Origin of the sequence: Nocardia sp. alder85J, assembly GCF_020176955.2 — a bacterium.
Classification (GTDB): Bacteria; Actinomycetota; Actinomycetes; order Mycobacteriales; family Mycobacteriaceae; genus Nocardia.
This window is the reverse complement of the sequence record NZ_JAIUCZ020000007.1, coordinates 192279-210447: the sequence shown is the minus strand read 5'-3', so window position 1 is coordinate 210447 and position 18169 is coordinate 192279. Positions and strand designations below refer to the sequence as shown.

Annotated in this window: 16 protein-coding genes; 11 read left to right on the top strand and 5 right to left on the bottom strand. The window is 71.5% G+C overall.

The window, feature by feature from the left end; all coding sequences use genetic code 11:
- Positions 1–9: 9 nt before the first annotated feature.
- On the bottom strand, positions 10–4110 hold the full coding sequence (locus LBW94_RS26780; RefSeq protein WP_225054754.1) for a bifunctional RecB family nuclease/DEAD/DEAH box helicase: 4101 nt from the start codon (positions 4108–4110) through the stop codon (positions 10–12).
- Between the two features lie 191 nt (positions 4111–4301).
- On the opposite strand from LBW94_RS26780, the gene LBW94_RS26775 reads away from it, so the two are divergent.
- The 6 genes from LBW94_RS26775 (at position 4302) to LBW94_RS26750 (ending at position 9016) form a co-directional block, all read left to right on the top strand.
- On the top strand, positions 4302–5126 hold the full coding sequence (locus LBW94_RS26775; RefSeq protein ID WP_225054752.1) for a class I SAM-dependent methyltransferase: 825 nt from the start codon (positions 4302–4304) through the stop codon (positions 5124–5126).
- A gap of 123 nt (positions 5127–5249) precedes the next feature.
- A complete protein-coding gene (locus LBW94_RS26770) occupies positions 5250–5876 on the top strand; it encodes an alpha/beta hydrolase (RefSeq protein WP_225054750.1) in 627 nt (208 codons plus the stop codon).
- A 27-nt stretch (positions 5877–5903) separates the two neighbouring features.
- Complete coding sequence (locus tag LBW94_RS26765; protein WP_225054749.1) at positions 5904–6335, top strand: type VII secretion target; 432 nt, start codon at positions 5904–5906, stop codon at positions 6333–6335.
- A complete protein-coding gene (locus tag LBW94_RS26760; RefSeq protein ID WP_225054747.1) occupies positions 6328–7584 on the top strand; it encodes a hypothetical protein in 1257 nt (418 codons plus the stop codon). Before LBW94_RS26765 ends, LBW94_RS26760 begins: the two co-directional genes overlap by 8 nt.
- Positions 7585–7624: 40 nt before the next feature.
- Positions 7625–8404 carry an ESX secretion-associated protein EspG gene (locus LBW94_RS26755; RefSeq protein ID WP_225054745.1) on the top strand — a complete coding sequence of 260 codons (780 nt, stop codon included), beginning with the start codon at positions 7625–7627 and terminating at the stop codon, positions 8402–8404.
- A gap of 81 nt (positions 8405–8485) precedes the next feature.
- Positions 8486–9016: a gamma carbonic anhydrase family protein gene (locus LBW94_RS26750; protein WP_225054743.1), complete on the top strand. Its 531-nt coding sequence runs from the start codon at positions 8486–8488 to the stop codon at positions 9014–9016.
- A gap of 2 nt (positions 9017–9018) precedes the next feature.
- Here LBW94_RS26750 and LBW94_RS26745 read toward each other — a convergent pair whose 3' ends face one another.
- Positions 9019–9708, bottom strand: a complete 690-nt coding sequence (locus LBW94_RS26745) for a phosphoribosyltransferase (protein ID WP_416276953.1) — start codon at positions 9706–9708, stop codon at positions 9019–9021.
- A gap of 198 nt (positions 9709–9906) precedes the next feature.
- Positions 9907–10875, bottom strand: coding sequence for a carbon-nitrogen hydrolase family protein (locus tag LBW94_RS26740; RefSeq protein ID WP_225054742.1), 969 nt, complete (start codon positions 10873–10875; stop codon positions 9907–9909).
- Positions 10876–10939: 64 nt separating this feature from the next.
- Between LBW94_RS26740 and LBW94_RS26735 the strand changes: the two genes are divergently transcribed.
- Positions 10940–12772, top strand: a complete 1833-nt coding sequence (locus LBW94_RS26735) for a DEAD/DEAH box helicase (protein WP_225054740.1) — start codon at positions 10940–10942, stop codon at positions 12770–12772.
- A gap of 10 nt (positions 12773–12782) precedes the next feature.
- On the opposite strand, the gene LBW94_RS26730 is transcribed toward LBW94_RS26735, so the two are convergent.
- Positions 12783–13598 (bottom strand): hypothetical protein, encoded by an 816-nt coding sequence (locus LBW94_RS26730; protein WP_225054738.1) that lies wholly within the window; start codon positions 13596–13598, stop codon positions 12783–12785.
- 203 nt (positions 13599–13801) lie between these two features.
- Between LBW94_RS26730 and LBW94_RS26725 the strand changes: the two genes are divergently transcribed.
- Positions 13802–14974, top strand: a complete 1173-nt coding sequence (locus LBW94_RS26725) for an acyl-CoA dehydrogenase family protein (protein ID WP_225054737.1) — start codon at positions 13802–13804, stop codon at positions 14972–14974.
- A gap of 9 nt (positions 14975–14983) precedes the next feature.
- Positions 14984–16117, top strand: a complete 1134-nt coding sequence (locus LBW94_RS26720; RefSeq protein WP_225054735.1) for an acyl-CoA dehydrogenase family protein — start codon at positions 14984–14986, stop codon at positions 16115–16117.
- A 33-nt stretch (positions 16118–16150) separates the two neighbouring features.
- Here LBW94_RS26720 and LBW94_RS26715 read toward each other — a convergent pair whose 3' ends face one another.
- On the bottom strand, positions 16151–16669 hold the full coding sequence (locus LBW94_RS26715) for a hypothetical protein (RefSeq protein ID WP_225054733.1): 519 nt from the start codon (positions 16667–16669) through the stop codon (positions 16151–16153).
- Positions 16670–16997: 328 nt separating this feature from the next.
- Between LBW94_RS26715 and LBW94_RS26710 the strand changes: the two genes are divergently transcribed.
- Positions 16998–17252 (top strand): hypothetical protein, encoded by a 255-nt coding sequence (locus LBW94_RS26710; protein ID WP_225054732.1) that lies wholly within the window; start codon positions 16998–17000, stop codon positions 17250–17252.
- 98 nt (positions 17253–17350) lie between these two features.
- Positions 17351–18166 (top strand): GNAT family N-acetyltransferase, encoded by an 816-nt coding sequence (locus tag LBW94_RS26705; RefSeq protein WP_225054730.1) that lies wholly within the window; start codon positions 17351–17353, stop codon positions 18164–18166.
- The last annotated feature ends 3 nt before the right edge of the window (positions 18167–18169 follow it).

Genomic DNA, 18169 nt, shown 5'->3' with positions numbered 1-18169 from the left:
ATTCGGCGGTCAGCCCGCGGACAGTTCCAGGAAGGCCGCGAGATCGTCGAGCTGGTCCGGAGTGTCGGGCAGATACTCCGCCAGCAGCGGTGAGTGCACGATCACCGCGGTCCACATCGCCCGCGCGACCGCGGCGGTCAGCCAGTGCCGGGACAGCAGCGCGCCGATGCCGTGCGGGGCGTCGGTGGGCGAGGAGGTGGTCATCGAGATCAGCACCACCGCCGCCTCCCGGCCGCGGAACCGGTCCGCGGTACCGACCAGCACATCCTCGATCCGGGCCCGCGACAACATCGTCCGGATCCGGGCCACCTGCGCGGGATAGGGCGCGATCACCAGGATGTCGTGCGGGTGCAGCCGCCGGGTCACCGCGCCCTGCCGCCACGGCAGGCCGAGCAGCGCGCGGACCCGGCGCACGATTTCCCGTGCCTCCTCGACGGATTCGGTGCTGTTGCCGTGATGCTGGACCGGCGCCGTCCGCACCCCCGCCGGAACCCCGGCCAGATCCCGTGCCAGCGTGACGATCTCGTTGGACCGCAGCCGGTTGCCGTAGCGCAGCCGCGACACCGGGCCGCACAGCCGCGGATGCATCCGCCAGGTGCGGTCCAGGAAGTAGCCGAATTCCGGTGGCAGCGTGGGCGCGTCGCCGACCACCCGGCCCAGCGCCGATTCCTGCACCGGCTCGGGATGGATTCCGTTGCCGGACAGCGGCGCCGGATCGCCGAGCAGCAGCAGATTGCGGGCGCCAGCGGCCACCGCCACGGTGTCGGCCAGCGGGAAACCACCCGCGTCGGCGATCACCAGCAGGTCCAGCGCACCCGCGGCCACCCGCTCGTCGTCGGCGAAATCGCCGGGCAGGCCGCCGATCACGCAACCGTTCACCGCGTTGTCCAGGAAGCGGGCGTAGCGCGCGGGCGCGATCGCCAGCCATTCCGGCGCGACGGCCTGCGCCTCCGATTTCGCCACCAGTTCGGGCAGCACCCCGACCCGGACCAGCGCGTCCAGCAATTGTTCGACCGGTGCGTGCGCCTGCGCCACCACGCCGACGCGCCACCTGTGCCGGGTGACCAGCCGCTCGATCACCCGCGCGGCGGTATCGGTCTTGCCGGTGCCGGACGGGCCCTGCACCGCGAGATAGGACTCGTCGAGATCGAGCACCGCGGCGGTGACCGTGGCCGCGTGGTCACCGCACACCTCCGGCAGCGCCGCGCCGGAGCGCAGCCGCGGCCGGCGGCGGCACAGCAGGTCGAACGCCGCGGTGGCCGGCACCGCCGGCAGGCTCACCAGCAGTTGATGCGCGGTGAATTCCAGTGCGGCCGCGATGTTCTCGTCGCGCCCGGGTGGGCCGGGCACGATCGCGGCGGGTAGTTCGTCGTAGGGGGCGCAGTCCTCGGGCAGTTGTTCCTCCACCCGCACGGCATCGTCGAAATTGCCGTCCAGCGCGCAGCCGAGGATGGTGGCGTGGGCGGCGGCCCGGCGGCCCGGTTCGGCGGTCATGCCCGGGACCGGCCGGTCGTAGAGGGTCAGCACCGGCGAACCCGGCGCCGGGGTGCTGCCGGTGCCGAGCCGCCCGGTGAGGGTCAGGTAGCGGCGCATCGGCGGCCGGCCGGTGCTGTGCCATTTGGTGTCGACACTGCCCCAATCGGAGACCAGGACGCCGGGCGCGTCGTCCCATTCGTCGACCGGTCCGTGCAGCCGGTCGGCATGCGCCCAGTGCAGCGGCTGTCGTTCCCGCCGGTGGTAACCGAGCACCGCGGCCATCAGCGCGGCGGCCCGGTGCGCGGTGTCGTCCTCCGGTGTGGCGGACAGCGCGAATTCGCGCAGTGCGGCCTCCACCGCGGGCACCGGCTCCACGGCGGCGGTCATCGGCGCCTGTCCCAGCGGGATGTGCTGCGCCTCGGCCAGGTCGCCCAGCCAGCCCTGTAACCAGCGCAACCGGGCGCAGCCGGATTCCAGATCCGCGCCGGCCGGTGCGGATTCCGGGTCGAGGTGACCGGCCACCGCGGCCAGATCGTAGGAACGCTGCCCGATGATCGTGGCGGTCCGCAGCACCGGGTACAGGTCGACCAGCGCGTCCAGTAATTCGGCGGTGAGGTCCTCGTCGGCGCCGTACCGGTGCGACAGTTCGGTCAGCAGCCGCCGGGCGTCGCTGCGGTAGTGGTAGATCCGCAGCCCGGGGTGACGCAGGCGGCGGTCGAGCAGGAACTGCGGCAGTGTCGCCGGATCCTCCTGCACGTCGAACGGATGGAACAGCAGTGCGGGCGAGCCGCCCTCCGGCGTGTGCGCGGCGAGCACGCCGATCCCGACCGCGGCCCCCGCGACCACGAGGAAGACGTCACCGGGCGACGGTTCCGGCAGCGCGGCGAGAGCGTTGGCGTCGGTCACCGTGTAGGCCGGCTGCCCGGTGCGCTCGCGTTGCACCTGGAGTTCGGCCTGCCGCCGCAGCGCGGCGAAGGTGTGCGCCGCGACCCGGGTGACGGCGCCGTCGGCGGCCGCCAGCCGCTCCACGGTGGTGATCCCGGCCGCGCGCAACTGGGCCCGCACCGCCGGCCGCATCCCGGCCACCAGCAGCAGATCGCGTCCGGCAAGCAACTCGGCGGTGCAGGTCGGGCACTGGCCACAGGCCAGATACCGCCGATCGCCCCACTGCACCGGCAGCAGTTCGTTCTGTTTCTCGTCGAGGATGCGCGCGAGCCGTCGCCGCCGCGCCGCGTACACCGCCGCCGCCCGGTCCAGCGGATAGCCGTGCCGGCTGCCGTCCGGCAGCAGCAGCCAGACCTCCGGATCGGGCACGAAACCGTTGCGCCGCAACATCTCCGCGCACGCCGCCAGCTCCACGAGCGCGGCCACCGCGTCCGCGCTGTCGGCCACCGCCGCGTACAGCAGATACCGATCCCCGTCGTGCGCATCGGCCCCCGCCGCGGGCTCCTCGGCCCGCCGCTGATCGATGACCCCCGACCCGGTGGCCCCGAGCGCGTCCCCGTCGATGATCCGGTCGACGGTATCCCCGTCACCGGCCAGCATCGACATCGTCCACCGCCCGTCGACCCGCCCCGGCTCGGGCGCGATCGGCATACCCGGCACCTCGAACATGCCCTGCGCGGGATGCACCGTCTCGGAGCCGGAGGGATGTGCCGCCTCGGCGCGGGAGCGATGCACCGCCTCGCCACTGGGCTGGTGCACCGGGTCGATGCCGACCGGACGCACCCCGTCGGCACCGGCCGGAGGTACCGGATCGGCCTTGGGCAGATGCACCGCATTGCCGTCGGCCGGGTGCGCCGCGTCGCCACTGTGCGGGTGCACGGTGCTGCTGCCGGCCGGGTATACCGCATCGCCATCGGATGGATGCACAGCACTGGTGTGGGACGGATGTACTCCCGCGGCGTCGGCTGGACGCACCCCGTCCGCGTCGGCTGGTTGCGTCGCATCGGTTCCGAACGGGTGTATCGCGTCGGGAGCGGAGAGGTGCGCCGCGTCCGGGCCGGGGCGGGCTGCCACCGGCCCCTCGACGCCGGGCCGGAGGGCGGGTGCGGGGTGCCCGAGAGGCACCTCATCGGTACTCGGATCGCCGGGCGCCGACTGCCCGGCCGACGTCCGAATGTCCGGTGTGGACACCGGACCGGTGTGTGCGGGCGCCGCCGGAACACCGGCTGTTCTCGCCGAGATTGCGGTCGCTACAGAATTGCTGTTGGGGCGATCGGTGGCCTCGGCGGGGTGGATCAGGTGTGGTCCGGTGGCGGGTAGGCGGACCAGGGCGGTGGCGGTGGCGGTGAAATCGCCGTCGAGGAAGGTGGCGCCGAGGATCAGATCCGCGCCGGTGTGCAGGGCGGCGAGGGTGCGGCGGTGGGCGGTGGTGTGGGCGGCGACGGTGTCGGCCGGGTCGCCGGAGGTGGGTCGGTCGATCCGGACCAGGCGGGCGGTGTCGCCGGTGTGGTCGGCGCCGAATAGTTCGCTGTTGGATAGCTCTATGTGGGTGGGAGGTGCCGGGACGACCGGATCGGCCGATACCAGACCTGCCTCGGCGTCGAGCGCACGCAACAGCGCGAACTCGCATCGGGCCGCGGCCGCCAGATCACCGGCGGTGCACACGACACGATCACCGAACAGAATCACCCGCGGCCTCCTGTGTTCGGACACCCGCACACGGCCGCCGCACCCTGGCGTGCGGCGGTCGCGACCAGCGTAATCAGTCGAGGTCGCACGGCGTGGCGCGCGGGGGGTGTGTCGCCACCGCGCGTCGGTAGCGGCCCAAAACGCGGCGGGATGTCGGTAGGCTCGGCCCGAGCGTAGCAAAAGGAGTACCCGTGCAGACCGGAGAACCGAGCCGCACCGCCTACAGCGCCGCGCGGTATCGCGCGGACCACCAGGAGCTCGAGCGTGGCGCGGTGTTCCGCGATCCGCTGGCCCGGGCCATCGCCGGCGACGGCTCGGCAGGCGGCTATCTCGACGACGACGCGCGCCGGCGCATGCGTCTGTTCATCGCGGCGCGGTCGCGGTACGCGGAGGACGCGCTGGGCGAGGCGGTCGCGGCGGGGGCCGGACAGGTCGTGGTGCTCGGCGCCGGACTCGACACGTTCGCCTATCGCAATCCGTTCCCGCGGCTACGCGTGTTCGAGGTGGACCATCCGGACACCCAGCAGTGGAAGCGGCAGCGGCTGGCGGCGGCGGGTATCGAGGTGCCCGCCTCGGTCACGTACGTACCGGTCGATTTCGAGCACGACGCGCTCGAACTCGCTTTGCCCGCAGCCGGTCTCGACGTCGGCAGTCCGGTGTTCGTGATCTGGCTCGGGGTCACCGTGTATCTCACCGCCGACGCGATCTCCGACACACTTCGGGCCCTCGGCGGGCTGGCCGGCGGCTGTGAAATGGTCTTCGACTACGGCCTGCCGCAGGCGGACGTGACGCCCGGACAACAGGCCGTCGCCGCCGAACGGGATCGCAGGCTGGCCGCCATCGGTGAACGCTGGATCAGTCGGTTCACCCCGGACGGTATCTCGGATCTGTTGCACGACAACAATTTCCGAGTGGTGGAGAATGTCCCCGCATTGGCGCTGGCGCAGCGCTACCTGGGGCGGACGCCGACCGCGACCGCGGGCCCGCAGTTGGTCCGCGCCCGGCTCGGCGGCTGAGGCGCCCGGACCGGTCGCGCCGCTCGAGCTCGTGCCGGTCCCGGTGCAGCGGGGGTTGGCGACGGGGGGTTGAACGCCGGATGATGTTCGGCGCAACAAGCGGCTTCGAAAGGATAGTTGGTCATGCCGTTTTTCGAGAGTGCCCATGGCCGGATGCATTATCGGCGCTGGCCGGTGATGGACGACCCACAGGCACTGGTCGCGCTGCTGCCGGGGATCGGTCAGCACACCGGCCACTACCATCGCTTCGCCCGTGGCCTGGGCGCGGCGAACATCGAGGTGTGGGGACTGGACACCGCCGGGCAGGGCCTCAGTGAGGGGGATCCCGAGGTGCCGGGTCTCGTCGACGATCTCGCGGTCGACGCCCAGGCGCTGCTCGATCTGATCCGGGCCGAGCGCCCGGACGGGCCGCTGATCGTGGTGGGCCATTCGCTGGGCGCGGGTACCGCGCTGTACGGCCGGTTCGACTGCGTCGGCATCGTCGCCTCCGGCGTGCCCGAGCGGGCGACGATCGTGGTTCCCGAACTGCAGGAGGGGGTTCCGGCGCTGATCCTGCACGGCTCCGACGACCGGCGCGCGCCGATCGAACCGGTGCGGCAGTGGACGCGACAGCAGCCCCTGGCCACGTTCCGGGAATACTCGGATGCCGGACACGATCTGCTGCACGAACCGGTGCACGCCCGGGTGACCGCCGATATCATCGAGTGGATTCGCGACGTCGTGGTCGCGGCGCCCGTGCGGCGCCGATGAGGTGAGCACGAGAAACGAGGGGGACCGGTGCGGTCACAGGAACCCGGAAGTCTGCGCGAGGATGTCGCGGCCCTGACGCGAGCCGTCGGCGACGGTGACCTGTCCGTCGACGGAATGCTCGTCGCCGACGGCACATTGGAACGCTGCGCGCACCGCTACGACGAACTCGCCGACCAGATCGAGGCGCAGATCCGCACGGTGCGAACGGCGGTGTCGCTGCCGGGTTTCGGGGGTTTCGGCTCCGGTGACGCGCTGCGGCACGGCTTCGAGGAGAAGGCGGTGCAGGCGGCGGAACGGTTGCAGGACTACGCCGATGCCGCCCGCCGGCTCGCGCAGACCCTGCGGGCCGGCGCCACCGCGTACACCGAGCACGATGCCGAGCTGGCCGCCGCCATCGGCACTGTGGGCGCCGCAACGGGTTTCACGGCGGACAGCCGGGACGGAGTGGCCCATGCATAAGATCAGCGGCCCCGGTGGCCCCGGCGCCACCGACCCCGATTACGCCCCCACCGTGGAGGTTTTCGACAACCTCTCCTACGAGGACATCCATCGTGGTGTGGCACAACTGGATCCGGCCGTGCTGACGGCCGGTCGGCAGGCCTGGCAGGGCTCGGCGGCGGCGGTGGCCGAGGCGGTGCAGCAGGCGCACGCCGAGATCCGCGGCGTCGTCGCCGACGGCTGGCGTGGTCGCGCGGCGGTGACGGCCGCCGAGGCGGTGCGGGCGTTCGAGGAGTTCGGACGGCACCTCTCCGATGTGATGGCCGAGGTCGGGCAGCGTCTGGGCCAGGCCAACGACGCCGCGGAGACCCTGCGCGCCTCGGTCTCGCGATCACCGGCCGGCCGCCCGGATCTCGAAGGCGCCCTGCTGGATCCGCGGCGCGCGGTCACCAATGTCGCGGTGCAGAAGGCCGCCGAGGACGCCCGCCAGGAGGCGGTGCGGGTGATGAACACGGTGTACGCCGGCGTCTTCCTGCCGACCGGCAGCGGGATTCCGGCCTTCGACGAGGGCGGCCTGTATCCGGCCGCCACCGCCGTCGCACCCGCCGCGCCCCCGCCCGGGAACACCGGCGGCGATGCCCCGGAGGTGGCGACGATCGCCACCGTGCCCGGGGCCACCGCACTGCCCGAGCCACCCGCCGGTCCGGCCGACCGGGATCGGCCCGAATCCGGTTCGCGGGAGGGCGATTTCGACACCGTCGCGAGTACCGGCACCGCCGTGCCCGGCGCGGCCGCCACCTCGCCGTCGTCCGTGGTCGCGCCCGCGTCGGTGGCCGCCGGCGCCGTCCCGGCCGCATCGGGCCATCCCGCCGGTCCCGTTGCGCCGCAACCGGACCGGCCGATCGCCCCATCACCCGGTGTACCGCTCGGGGTGGCCACCCCGACCCGCGGCCAGAGCTCCGATCCCCGCCGCGACCGCGACGACCGCGACCGTCGTCGCGGGACCGACACCGCCGCCACCGGTTCCGGTCTCGACAATGCCGCCGCCGGTGTCATCGGCGGCGGTCTCGCGGGCAGCGCCTTCGCCGTCGGTGATCTCGCCCGGTCCGGCCCCGCCGCCACGGCCCCGCGGCCGCTCCCGTTCGAGGAGGAGGACGAGGACGAGTTCTACGATGACGACCTCACCTTCCTGGAACCACCCGATCCCGGTACCGACCTGGTCGGCGAATTCGAGCCGACCACCCCGCCGGTGCTGGGCGAATGGGCATGAGCGACCGTGGAATTCGTCCGAGCCGGCTGGGCCCGCACCGGTGAAGTGGACCCTGACTCCCGACCGGTTCGCGCTGGCCTGGGAGCACACCGGCGGTGACCGGATCCCGTATCCCCTCGCCGTCCGGCTGACCGCCCGTGACACCGACGAGCGCGCCGCCCAGCTCCCGGAGCTGACCGCGTGGCGTGAGCGGGATCTGGACCCCGATCTGCAAGCGGCCCTGCGGGTCCTGGCCCACCCGGTGATCCGGGTGGAGGTGTACGGCGAGCAGGGTTGCGGCGCAAGCGCGTTGCCGGTGCGGATACTGGGCGCGGTGTCCGGCGAGGTGATGGTGGTCGCCGCCCAACGCCCGCACGTCCGCCCCGACCGCGGGGACGACGTCCGGATCTTCGCCGGGCACGCCGCGACCCTGGCGGCCCGGGTGGTCTCGCTGCTGCCCGAATACCCCGCCGGCACCGGCCCGCGCTTCACCGCCCCCGTCGAGCGGGTCCTGGAGGACAGCCGCGACCTGGTCACCGTGCCGGTCTCCGGCCCCACCACCTCCGCCCGCATGCGCCGCCTGCTCCGCCAACCCCGCGAAGGAATCGGCCAGATCGTCGTCTCGGTGCGCCTCGGCGCCGGGGACACCGAACCCCAGCCGATCGGCGTGCTGTGCTGGATCGACGTCACCGACGACGGCCGCTACGCCGTCCGCACCCGCACCGAGGTCGATATGGTCCCGGTCACCGCGGAATCCTTCACCGAGGCCCTCCGCCCCCTGATCACCGCCGCCGAACGCACGGTCACCGACCGCCTGGTAGCCGAACACACCGAGTACTGACCCCGTCGAATTGCGCACCGCGGCAAGGTGTCACGCTGGTCGGTCGTGGACGGGGGCGGTGGTGGGCCGTACGGTGATCTCGTGCCACTGTACGAATTCGAGGGTAAGCGCCCGCAGGTCGATCCGTCGGCGTTCATCGCCCCCACCGCGACGCTGGTCGGTGACGTCCGGGTCGAGGCCGGGGCGTCGGTCTGGTACGGGGCCGTGCTGCGCGCCGATTTCGCGCCGATCATTCTGCGCGAGCGGGCGAACGTGCAGGACAACGCGGTCATCCACACCGCGCCCGATGTGCCGGTCGAGATCGGTGTCGGCGCCACCATCGCGCACAGCGTCATGCTGCACGGCGCGAGTGTCGGCGAGTCGACCGTGATCGGCAACGCGTGCACCGTCCTCGACGGGGCCCGGATCGGCGCCGGGTCGATGATCGCGGCCGATTCCCTGGTGCCGCCCGGCGCGGAGATCCCGGACGGGGTGCTGGCGGCGGGCAGTCCGGTCCAGGTCAAGAAGCCGATCGCGGGTACGAGCGCGGAGATGTGGGTGCGGGTGAATCCGGTCGCCTACGCGGAACTGGCGCAGCGCCACCGGGAGACCATCGTCGAGGTGCCGCGCTAGCGTCACCGTGACGGCGGGGGCAGCAGGGCCAGCACCTCGTCGTCGGCGAGCTGGTGGAAATCCGCGTACACCGCCCCGACCCCGCCCAGGGTCGCCGGGACCAGCGGGCACACGATCTCGTCGGCCAGGTCCCGCATCCGCTCCAGCGCGTCCCACGAGGACACCGGCACGGCCACCACCACCCGGCGCGGGCGATGCCGCCGCACCACTTCGGCGGCCACGGCCATGGTGGCGCCGGTGGCCATGCCGTCGTCGGCGATCACCACCACGCGGCCGGTCAGCGGGATCGGGTGCAGATTCCCGCGCAGGATGCGACGGCGGCGTTCCAGTTCCGCGGATTCGATGTCCTCGACCGCGATCAACTGCTCCATGGTGGCCCCCACGTGGTGCACCACATCCCGGTTGACCACCCGCATCCCGCCCTCGCCGATCGCTCCCATCGCCAGCTCCGGCTGCCACGGCACCCCGAGCTTGCGGACCAGCAGGATGTCGAGATCGCCGCCGATCTCCGCGCGGATCGCCGCCGCGACCGGGACGCCGCCGCGCGGCAGCCCCAGCACCAGCGGATGGGTGCCACGCAGCGGGGACAGCAGTTCGCCCAGCGCATGACCGGCCGCCTCGCGATCGGGGTACAGGTCCCCGGTCGCCGCGTCTTCCCGGCTGTGCCGGCCGGAGCGTCGTTGCTCGGTCACAGATCCACCTCGGTGCCGCTCGGAGCGAGTTGTCCGGCGAATTACCCTTGTGGTCGCGCAGTATGCGTGCGAAACATGGTGTGCTGCCACGTGATCGGCGGTGCGGAGACCACCGGACCGCGGCCGCGGACCGCAGCGCATCGCCGAAACCGGTCCGTACGCCCAGAGTCTACGCCCGGGACCGGGCCCCGGCGGTGGTCAACTGTCCGATTCAGCGCCCGGCACGATGTCGAAGCGGCGCAGGCTCAGGCTGGGGTTGGTGGCGCGGACCTGGTCGACCAGTGCCAGATCGATGCCGGCGGCGGCGACACCGGGCGCCTCACCGAGTTCGGCCAGCACCGTCCCGCTCGGATCCACGATCATCGAGGCGCCGCAGCCGCGCGGTGCGGCGTGGTCGGCGGCGGCGACGTAGATCGTGTTCTCGATGGCCCGGGCCCGCAGCAGCGTGGTCCACTGATCGACCTTGCCGGGCCCCGGGATCCACTGCGCGGGCAGCAGCAACACCTGCGCACCGGCCGCGGCGACCCGTCGGCAACCCTCCGGGAAGCGCAGATCGAAACAGGTCTGGAGGCCGAACACGACACCGTCGACGGTGAAGGTGGCCGGTGCGGTGATCTCGCCGGGCAGGATCACCGACGACTCCCGGAAACCGAAGGCGTCGTAGAGGTGAACCTTGCGGTACACGATCACGAACTCGGCGTCGGGCCCGGCCACCACCAGCGTGTTGTAGATGCGCTCGTGCTCCTGGCCGCCGGGCGCCTCGACCACGCCGGCCACCAGGTACACACCGAATTCGGCGGCGAGACCGCGCAGCCCGGTCACGTATTCGCCGGTGAGCGGTTCGGCGGCGGCGAGCACGCGATCATCCAGCCGCATCACCGCGAACATCGAGTATTCGGGGGCCACCACCACCCGGGCGCCCAGCGCGGCCGCCTCGCGCACGTGGTCGCGCAGGGCGGCGAGATTGGCGGTCTTGTCGGTGTACGGACCGAACTGCACCACGGCGACCGTGGTGCGGCCGGGGGCCTGCGGGGCGAGCGCCGGATCCGCGGCGATCTCGGCCTCGAGTTCCGCGGTGGCCAGCGCGACCGGGTCCGTGGCCACGGGCGCGGGTGCGGTGGTGACGGCGACCATCGTCGGCTCGGGCGTGGCGTGATCGTGCTGCATGGCTATCACGGTATTGGCCCGACGGTCGGGGCGGCTACCGGGAGGCAGTAAAATCCTAGCCAATATGAGCACCTCACCGGTCGACAGCGTTTCTTCCTTCGACGACGAGAGGGACGCCGCCGACCCGTCCTTCGCTGATCTCGGCATCGATGACCGCCTGCTGGCGGCCATTGCCGACGTCGGCTACGAATCGCCGTCGCCGATCCAGGCCGCGACGATTCCGCCGCTGCTGGCCGGTTCCGATGTGGTCGGCCTGGCCCAGACGGGCACCGGCAAGACCGCCGCCTTCGCCATCCCGATCCTGATGGGCATCGGCGCGCGGGCCGACAAGGGCAAGGCGCCGCAGGCGCTGGTGCTGGCGCCGACGCGCGAGCTCGCCATCCAGGTCGCCGAGGCCTTCGGCCGCTATTCCTCCCATCTGCCCGGGGTACACGTGCTGCCGGTCTACGGCGGCCAGAACTACGCCGTGCAGCTGTCCGGGCTGCGTCGTGGCGCCCAGGTCGTGGTCGGTACCCCCGGCCGTGTCATCGACCATCTGGAGCGCGGCACGCTGGATCTGACGCAACTGCGTTATCTGGTGCTCGACGAGGCCGACGAGATGCTCAAGATGGGCTTCCAGGAGGACGTCGAGCGGATCCTCGCCGACACCCCGGCCGACAAGCAGGTGGCGCTGTTCTCGGCGACCATGCCCTCGGCGATCCGCAAGATCTCCAAGCAGTACCTCAAGGATCCGGTCGAGATCACGGTCAAGACCAAGACGACCACCAACATCAACATCACCCAGCGCTATCTGTACGTGTCGCACCAGCGCAAGCTGGACGCCCTGACGCGCATCCTCGAGGTCGAGACCTTCGAGGCGATGATCATCTTCGTGCGCACCAAGCAGGTCACCGAGGAACTGGCCGAGAAGCTGCGGGCCCGCGGTTATTCGGCCGCGGCGATCAACGGCGACATCGCGCAGGCGCAGCGCGAGCGCACCATCGGGCAGCTGCGGTCCGGTCAGCTGGACATCCTGGTCGCCACCGACGTGGCCGCCCGCGGCCTCGATGTCGAGCGCATCTCGCACGTGGTCAACTACGACATCCCGCACGACACCGAGTCGTACGTGCACCGCATCGGCCGCACCGGCCGCGCCGGGCGCTCCGGTGACGCGCTGCTGTTCGTCACCCCGCGCGAGCGCCGTCTGCTGGACGCGATCGAGCGTGCCACCCGGCAGCCGCTGACCGAGATCCCGCTGCCCAGCGTCGAGGATGTGAACGCGCAGCGGGTGGTGAAGTTCCACGACAACATCACCGAGAATCTGGCCTCGGACAACCTGGCCCTGTTCCGGAAGCTGATCGAGGACTACGAGTCCGAGCACAACATCCCGCTGGCCGACATCGCGGCCGCGCTGGCGGCCTCCGCGCATGAGGGCGACAACTTCTTCATGGAGCCCGAGCCGGAACCGCAACGGCGGGACCGGGGTGCGCGCAAGTTCGAGGACCGGGGCTTCGACGAGCGTTCGGGCGAGCGGCGTTTCGACGATCGCGGCCCCCGGGAGCCGAGCTTCAACCGCGACACCGGGGTCGAGATGGCCACCTACCGGATCTCGGTGGGCAAGCGGCACCGGGTGGTGCCCGGCGCCATCGTCGGCGCCATCGCCAACGAAGGCGGTTTGCGTCGTAGCGATTTCGGTCACATCAGCATCCGGCCCGACCACAGCCTGGTCGAACTGCCCGCGCAGCTGTCCCCGGAGACCCTGGATGCGTTGCGCGACACCAGGATCAGCGGTGTGCTCATCGACCTGCAACCGGATCAGGGCCCGCCCGGCGCGCACCGTCCGGTGAGCCGTGGCCCGCGCCGCGACCACAAGCGGCCCGACTACAAGCGCCCGGACCGCCGCAAGCCCCGCAGTTGAGAGTGCGGGATCAGTTTCCCGTTGCGCTGGAGCCGGTCTGGGGGGCGTCGGCGGCCGCGGGGGGCTGATCCTGGTCCGGCGCTGGTGGGGGCGCCGGCGCCGGGGGTATCGGGGACCCCGTCTCGGGGACGACCGGGCCGGGGGAGACGGGGGCCGGGGCGCTGGGGTCGGCGCTCGTCGGCGGGGTGGCGTTCGGGTCGATCTGAGGGGCGGCGTCGACGGTGATGAGGCCGAGGGCCGGGGTCAGCGTGCAGCGCTGGCCGGGGTAGTCGATGCTGCCCCAGACGGCGGCGGCCACGGTGCCGGGGCCGGTGTCCACGGTCTTGGCCAGCGCGGGGGTGCCGAATTCGGTGAGATCGTCCAGCGCGGTGACGCCGCTGGCGCCGGTCGCGGTGTTGATCCACGCCATGGTGAGTCCGGCGGCGATCGGGAAGCCGCTCACCTTGGGGCTGGCCTGCACCCGGATGGTGCCGTAGGGGCCGGCGATGCCGCGGTCCGGACCGGGCACGCCCGCCGTGCCGGTGACGACCGTGGTGGTCATCGGGAAATCACCGCAACCCGTGGTGGTGGACTGGGTGAGGAACGGCGTGAAGCCACCCGCGATCCGATCGACCCGGCTGGCGGTGACGAGCTCGGCGGTGTTCGCCAGCGCCGTCACCGCGGCGACTGCTGCCGGGTCGGTGCCGGCGGCCGCGGTGAGGGTGTCGATCGCGGCGTCGAGCGGAGTGGGGGTGGGTTGCGCGGTGCTGCTGCCGATGGCCGCTGCCGCGCCGACACTCAGCGCGGCGGTGGTGGCGGCCAGACGCGCAATGGTCCTGCCGTGCACTCGAATTGCTCCAGTTCTCCTCGTACAACTGCCGAGCCGCGCCGGAGGGTCGCGGCGGCTCTGCCTGTCCCGCAGCAACGTACCAGCCGATGCTGTGGGCCGTGAGCTCGAGCGGGTGACCGCGCGGTCGGGGTTACGAGCCCCGATTCGAGTTACTCGGAGGTAGGTTTGTCTGCGGACACTCGAGCACGCTGGGAGATTCCATGAAACTTGCCCTGTCATCCGACGAGGTGGCCTTCCGGGACGAATTGCGCAGGTTCTACCGGACGGAGATCCCGCAGGCGATCCGGGACAAGGTCAAATACGGGCTGGACATCACCCGCGACGAGGCCGTCACCTCGCACAAGATCCTCAACGACGCCGGCCTGGCGACGCCGAAATGGCCGGTCGAGTGGGGCGGTAAGAACTGGACCCCGATGCAGCTGCACCTCTGGGAGGACGAGTTGCAGCTGGCCAGCGTCCCCGATCCGCTCACCTTCAACGCCAACATGATCGGCCCGGTGATCGCCCAGTTCGGCTCGCAGGAGATGAAACAGCGGTTCCTGCCCGCGACGGCCGCGCTGGACATCTGGTGGTGTCAGGGCTTCTCCGAACCGGACGCCGGTTCCGACCTGGCCTCGCTGCGCACCACCGCGGTGCGCGACGGCGATTCGTACCTCGTGAACGGCCAGAAGATCTGGACCACCATGGCGCAGTGGGCCGACTGGATCTTCTGCCTGGTCCGGACCGATCCGAACGTGCCGAAGAAGCAGGCGGGCATCTCGCTGTTGCTGTTCGACGTGAAGACGCCCGGGGTGACCATCCGCCCGATCAAGCTGATCGACGGCCGCCACGAGGTCAACGAGGTCTTCTTCGAGAATGTCCGGGTGCCCGCCGATCAGCTGGTCGGCGAGGAGAACCAGGGCTGGACCTACGCGAAGTTCCTGCTGGGCAACGAGCGCACCGGGATCACGGCCGTGGGCCGCACCAAGGTCCGGCTGGCGGTGGCGAAGGAATATGCGGCGCAGACCAGGTCGGGCGCGAGCACACTGCTCGACGATCCCCGCTTCGCCGCCCGGCTGGCCGAGGTGGAGAACGAACTGCTGGCCCTGGAGCTGACATTGCTGCGGGTGGTGGCCAATTCCAGTGAGGGCAAGCCGAATCCGGCGTCGTCGGTGCTGAAGATGCGCGGTTCGGAGCTCCAGCAGGCGGCGACCGAACTGCTGCTGGACATCGCCGGTCCGGATGGGCTGCCGGTGCACGCCGCCGGGATCGCCGCCCCGGACTGGGCGCAGCGCACCGGCCCGAGCTACCTGAATATGCGTAAGACCACCATCTACGGAGGTTCCAGCGAGGTGCAGCGCACCATCATCGCCTCCACCATCCTCGGATTGTGAGGTTCTGCCATGGATTTCGAACTCACCGAGGAGCAGGTGCTGCTCGGCTCCACCATCCGTGACCTGCTGGCCCGTGCCTACGAGCCGGAGTCGCGGCTGAAGGTGCTCGACACCGAACTGGGCTGGAGCCGCGAGGTCTGGTCGCAGCTGGCCGAACTCGGCGTGCTGGGCCTGAGTTTCGACGAGGAGGACGGCGGCGTCGGCGCGGGCCCGGTGGAGACCATGATCGTGATGGAGGAACTGGGCCGCCGCCAGGCGCCGGAACCGCTGCTGGACGCGGTGCTGCTGCCCGGCGGGCTGGTGCACGCCGTCGGCACCGCCGGACAGCGGCAACGGATCCTGCCGGAGGTGGCCGCCGGCACCCGGCTGCTGGCCTTCGCGCACGAGGAGCCGGGTTCGCGCTGGCCGGATGCCGAGGTGGCCACCACGGCGGTCGCCGACGGCGCGGGGTACCGGCTCACCGGGGTGAAAAACCCGGTGGCGCACGGTGATTGCGCCGACGAGCTGGTGGTGAGCGCGGAGCTGCCGGACGGCGGGGTGGGCCTGTTCCTGGTCGACGTCACCGCCGCGGGGGTGCGGCGCACGCCGTACCGCAGCTACGACGAGCGCCGTGGCGCGCAGGTCGAATTCGAGTCCGCCCCGGCCGAACTGCTCGGCGAACCGGCGGCCGGTACGGCGGGCCCCGCGATCGCGGCGGCGATCATCGCCGCGCAGGCGAGCCTGAACGCCGAGGCGGTCGGCGCGATGACCGAGGCGCTGCGGCTGACCACCGAGTATCTGAAGACCCGCAAGCAGTTCGGTGTGACGCTGTCGATGTTCCAGGCGCTCACCCACCGGGCGGCGAACATGTACGTGTCGCTGGAGCTGGCCCGCAGCATGAGCTATTACGCCACCGCCTCGCTGGCCGATGCCGTCGCCGATCCGATGATCGCGTCGCGGGCCAAACTACAGGTCGATCGCAGTGCCCGGCACATCGGCCAGGAGGCCGTCCAGATGCACGGCGGCATCGGCATCACCACCGAATATCCGGTGAGCCACTATGTCGCCCGGCTCACCGCCATCGGCCGCACCTTCGGCTCGGACCTCGAACATCTGCGGCTGCTCGGCGAGCGGGTGGCGGGATACGGGCTGGCCGAACTCTGAGTCGTGCCCGGCGGATCCGGCGCGTGCGCCGGATCAGTAGCCGGAGTCGGTGGCCGTCGTCGTGGTGGTGCTGTTGCTGCGCGGCTTCACGGTCACCGAGGCGGAGGGGCCGGGTGTGACCGCCGGTTGCAGGGTGGGCGTCGGCTTCCGGGTCGTGTGGTGCGAGGGCGCGAGATTGTCGGCCGGCGGCGCGGCCTCGGCCGGGGCCTGACCCGCGGCGGGCGCGCCCGCCGCGTCGGCCGGGGGTGTGCTGCTCTCGGTGCGGCGGCGCGGCGGCTCGAGGGCCATCCGCCAGCTCGGCGACGGTGGGATGACCACCTGGAACGTCGTGGTGGCCCCCGCGCGGACGATCGAGGAGGGGGCCTGCTGTAGGTCCGCGTTCAGCGGCGGCGGCGCGACGTAGGTGTCCTGATGGCCGAGTCCGCAGGCGCCGATCATGACCAGGCCCAGCGAGACCGCTCCGGCGGCGATCGCAGGCCCTGCCACTCTGGCGTTCAGGCGGTTCGGGACCTTGTCGGCTCGTTCACCCGAGCCCGCCTTGCTGCCGTCCATCGGTACACTGCTCCTCAATTGTCTCGAGTCGGCCTCACATTAACGGAGGCCGGGGTATCGGGCCAGGCGGACAGTGCGCGGGGCAAGGTACCCGCCGATTGTCTCAAACATGCTTGATTCAGATAACGATTTGATCGCATGGGCGTGTCGCGGGCACGTGTCGCATTGAGATTCGGCAACGAAGCCGTAGCGTGTGAGCAACGTTACACATGAGACGCCCGAAGTTTGCTGAGGGACACTCCGTGTTTCGCGGGCGCCATTCGCCACTGTCGATGATGGTTTCCGTACGGCACGGGTCTCGGTGGTCGGGAGTCATCGAGGAGTAGTGATGGGAGCTTTCTCGACATCCCCGCTGCGTGCCATGGCGCAGCAGGATTCGTCGGCCGTGCAGTCCCCGCGCTCGGCGTGGGCGGCAGTGCCCCGGGCGGTGGCCTGGGTGATATTTCTCGGCGGAATGGTGGGCGCGGGCCTCGGCATCGCCGAGCTACGGGTCGAGGTCACGGTGGCGGGGCTGATCCTGGCCTGCACCACCGGCCTGGTCCTGCTCAAGTTGCGCGCCGACGCCCAGCAACGCGACGCCTGAACGGCGGCCGGTCGCGCGCATCGCGTGCCCGGCCGCTGCTCTCGTCGCCGCCGAAAATCGGTGGGCTCATGGGGCATTCACGGTTACCGTGCTGCTCTATGAGATTCGAGCCGACCACCGACCCGGCGGAGTTCCAGCGGCGCGCGGGTGCGTTCCTGTCGCGTGATCCGTTGCGGCACACGGTGATCATCAGCGTGCTCGAGCGGGCCCTCGCCGGGGCCGGTGAGCAGGAGACCACCTTCGTGTCGGTGCACGATGCCGGGACGGTCGTCGGCGCCTGCATGCGCACGCCGGGGTACAACGTGTGGCTCGGTGTGCTGCCCGCCGCCGCGCTGCCCGGACTGGCGGCGCTGTTCGCCGCGCGCATACCCGATCTCGGCGGGGTGGAGGGCACGCCGGAACTCGCCGAGGGTTTCGCCCGGGAGTGGGCCGCGTTGCGCGGCACGGACTTCCAGCGCGATGCCGGCATGCTGCTGTACCGCCTGGGCACGCTGCGGATGCCGCGGGTGCCCGGAATCGGCCGCGCCGCTGTGGCATCCGATGTCGAGTTGTGCGAGCGCTGGATGGTCACGATGCAGGCGGAGTCCGGAATCGGCTATGCGCCCGAGGCGGTCCCGGGCCGGATCGAGGCCGGGCTGGTGTGGCTGTGGGAGTGCGACGGCCGCCCGGTGTCACTGGCCGGACAGCAGCCGCCGGTGGACGGCTGGAGCCGGATCGGCCCGGTGTACACCCCGGCGGCGCTGCGCGGTCACGGCTACGCCTCCGGGGTCACCGCACACGTCTCGCGGCAGTTGCGCGACAGCGGTTGCCAGGTGTGCCTGTTCACCGATACGGCCAATCCCACCTCCAACAAGATCTATCGGGAGATCGGCTACGAGCCGGTTCGCGAGTTCGCCCGCTACCTTCTCGCATGAGGG

Bases quoted from the DNA above. Each gene is read 5' to 3' on its own strand.
- LBW94_RS26770 (WP_225054750.1), top strand. From the start codon at position 5,250: ATGCCGTTTTTCGAGAGTGCCCATGGCCGGATGCATTATCGGCGCTGG.
- LBW94_RS26760 (WP_225054747.1), top strand. From the start codon at position 6,328: ATGCATAAGATCAGCGGCCCCGGTGGCCCCGGCGCCACCGACCCCGAT.
- LBW94_RS26740 (WP_225054742.1), bottom strand. From the start codon at position 10,875: ATGCAGCACGATCACGCCACGCCCGAGCCGACGATGGTCGCCGTCACC.
- LBW94_RS26735 (WP_225054740.1), top strand. From the start codon at position 10,940: ATGAGCACCTCACCGGTCGACAGCGTTTCTTCCTTCGACGACGAGAGG.
- LBW94_RS26725 (WP_225054737.1), top strand. From the start codon at position 13,802: ATGAAACTTGCCCTGTCATCCGACGAGGTGGCCTTCCGGGACGAATTG.
- LBW94_RS26720 (WP_225054735.1), top strand. From the start codon at position 14,984: ATGGATTTCGAACTCACCGAGGAGCAGGTGCTGCTCGGCTCCACCATC.
- LBW94_RS26715 (WP_225054733.1), bottom strand. From the start codon at position 16,669: ATGGACGGCAGCAAGGCGGGCTCGGGTGAACGAGCCGACAAGGTCCCG.
- LBW94_RS26710 (WP_225054732.1), top strand. From the start codon at position 16,998: ATGGGAGCTTTCTCGACATCCCCGCTGCGTGCCATGGCGCAGCAGGAT.
- LBW94_RS26705 (WP_225054730.1), top strand. From the start codon at position 17,351: ATGAGATTCGAGCCGACCACCGACCCGGCGGAGTTCCAGCGGCGCGCG.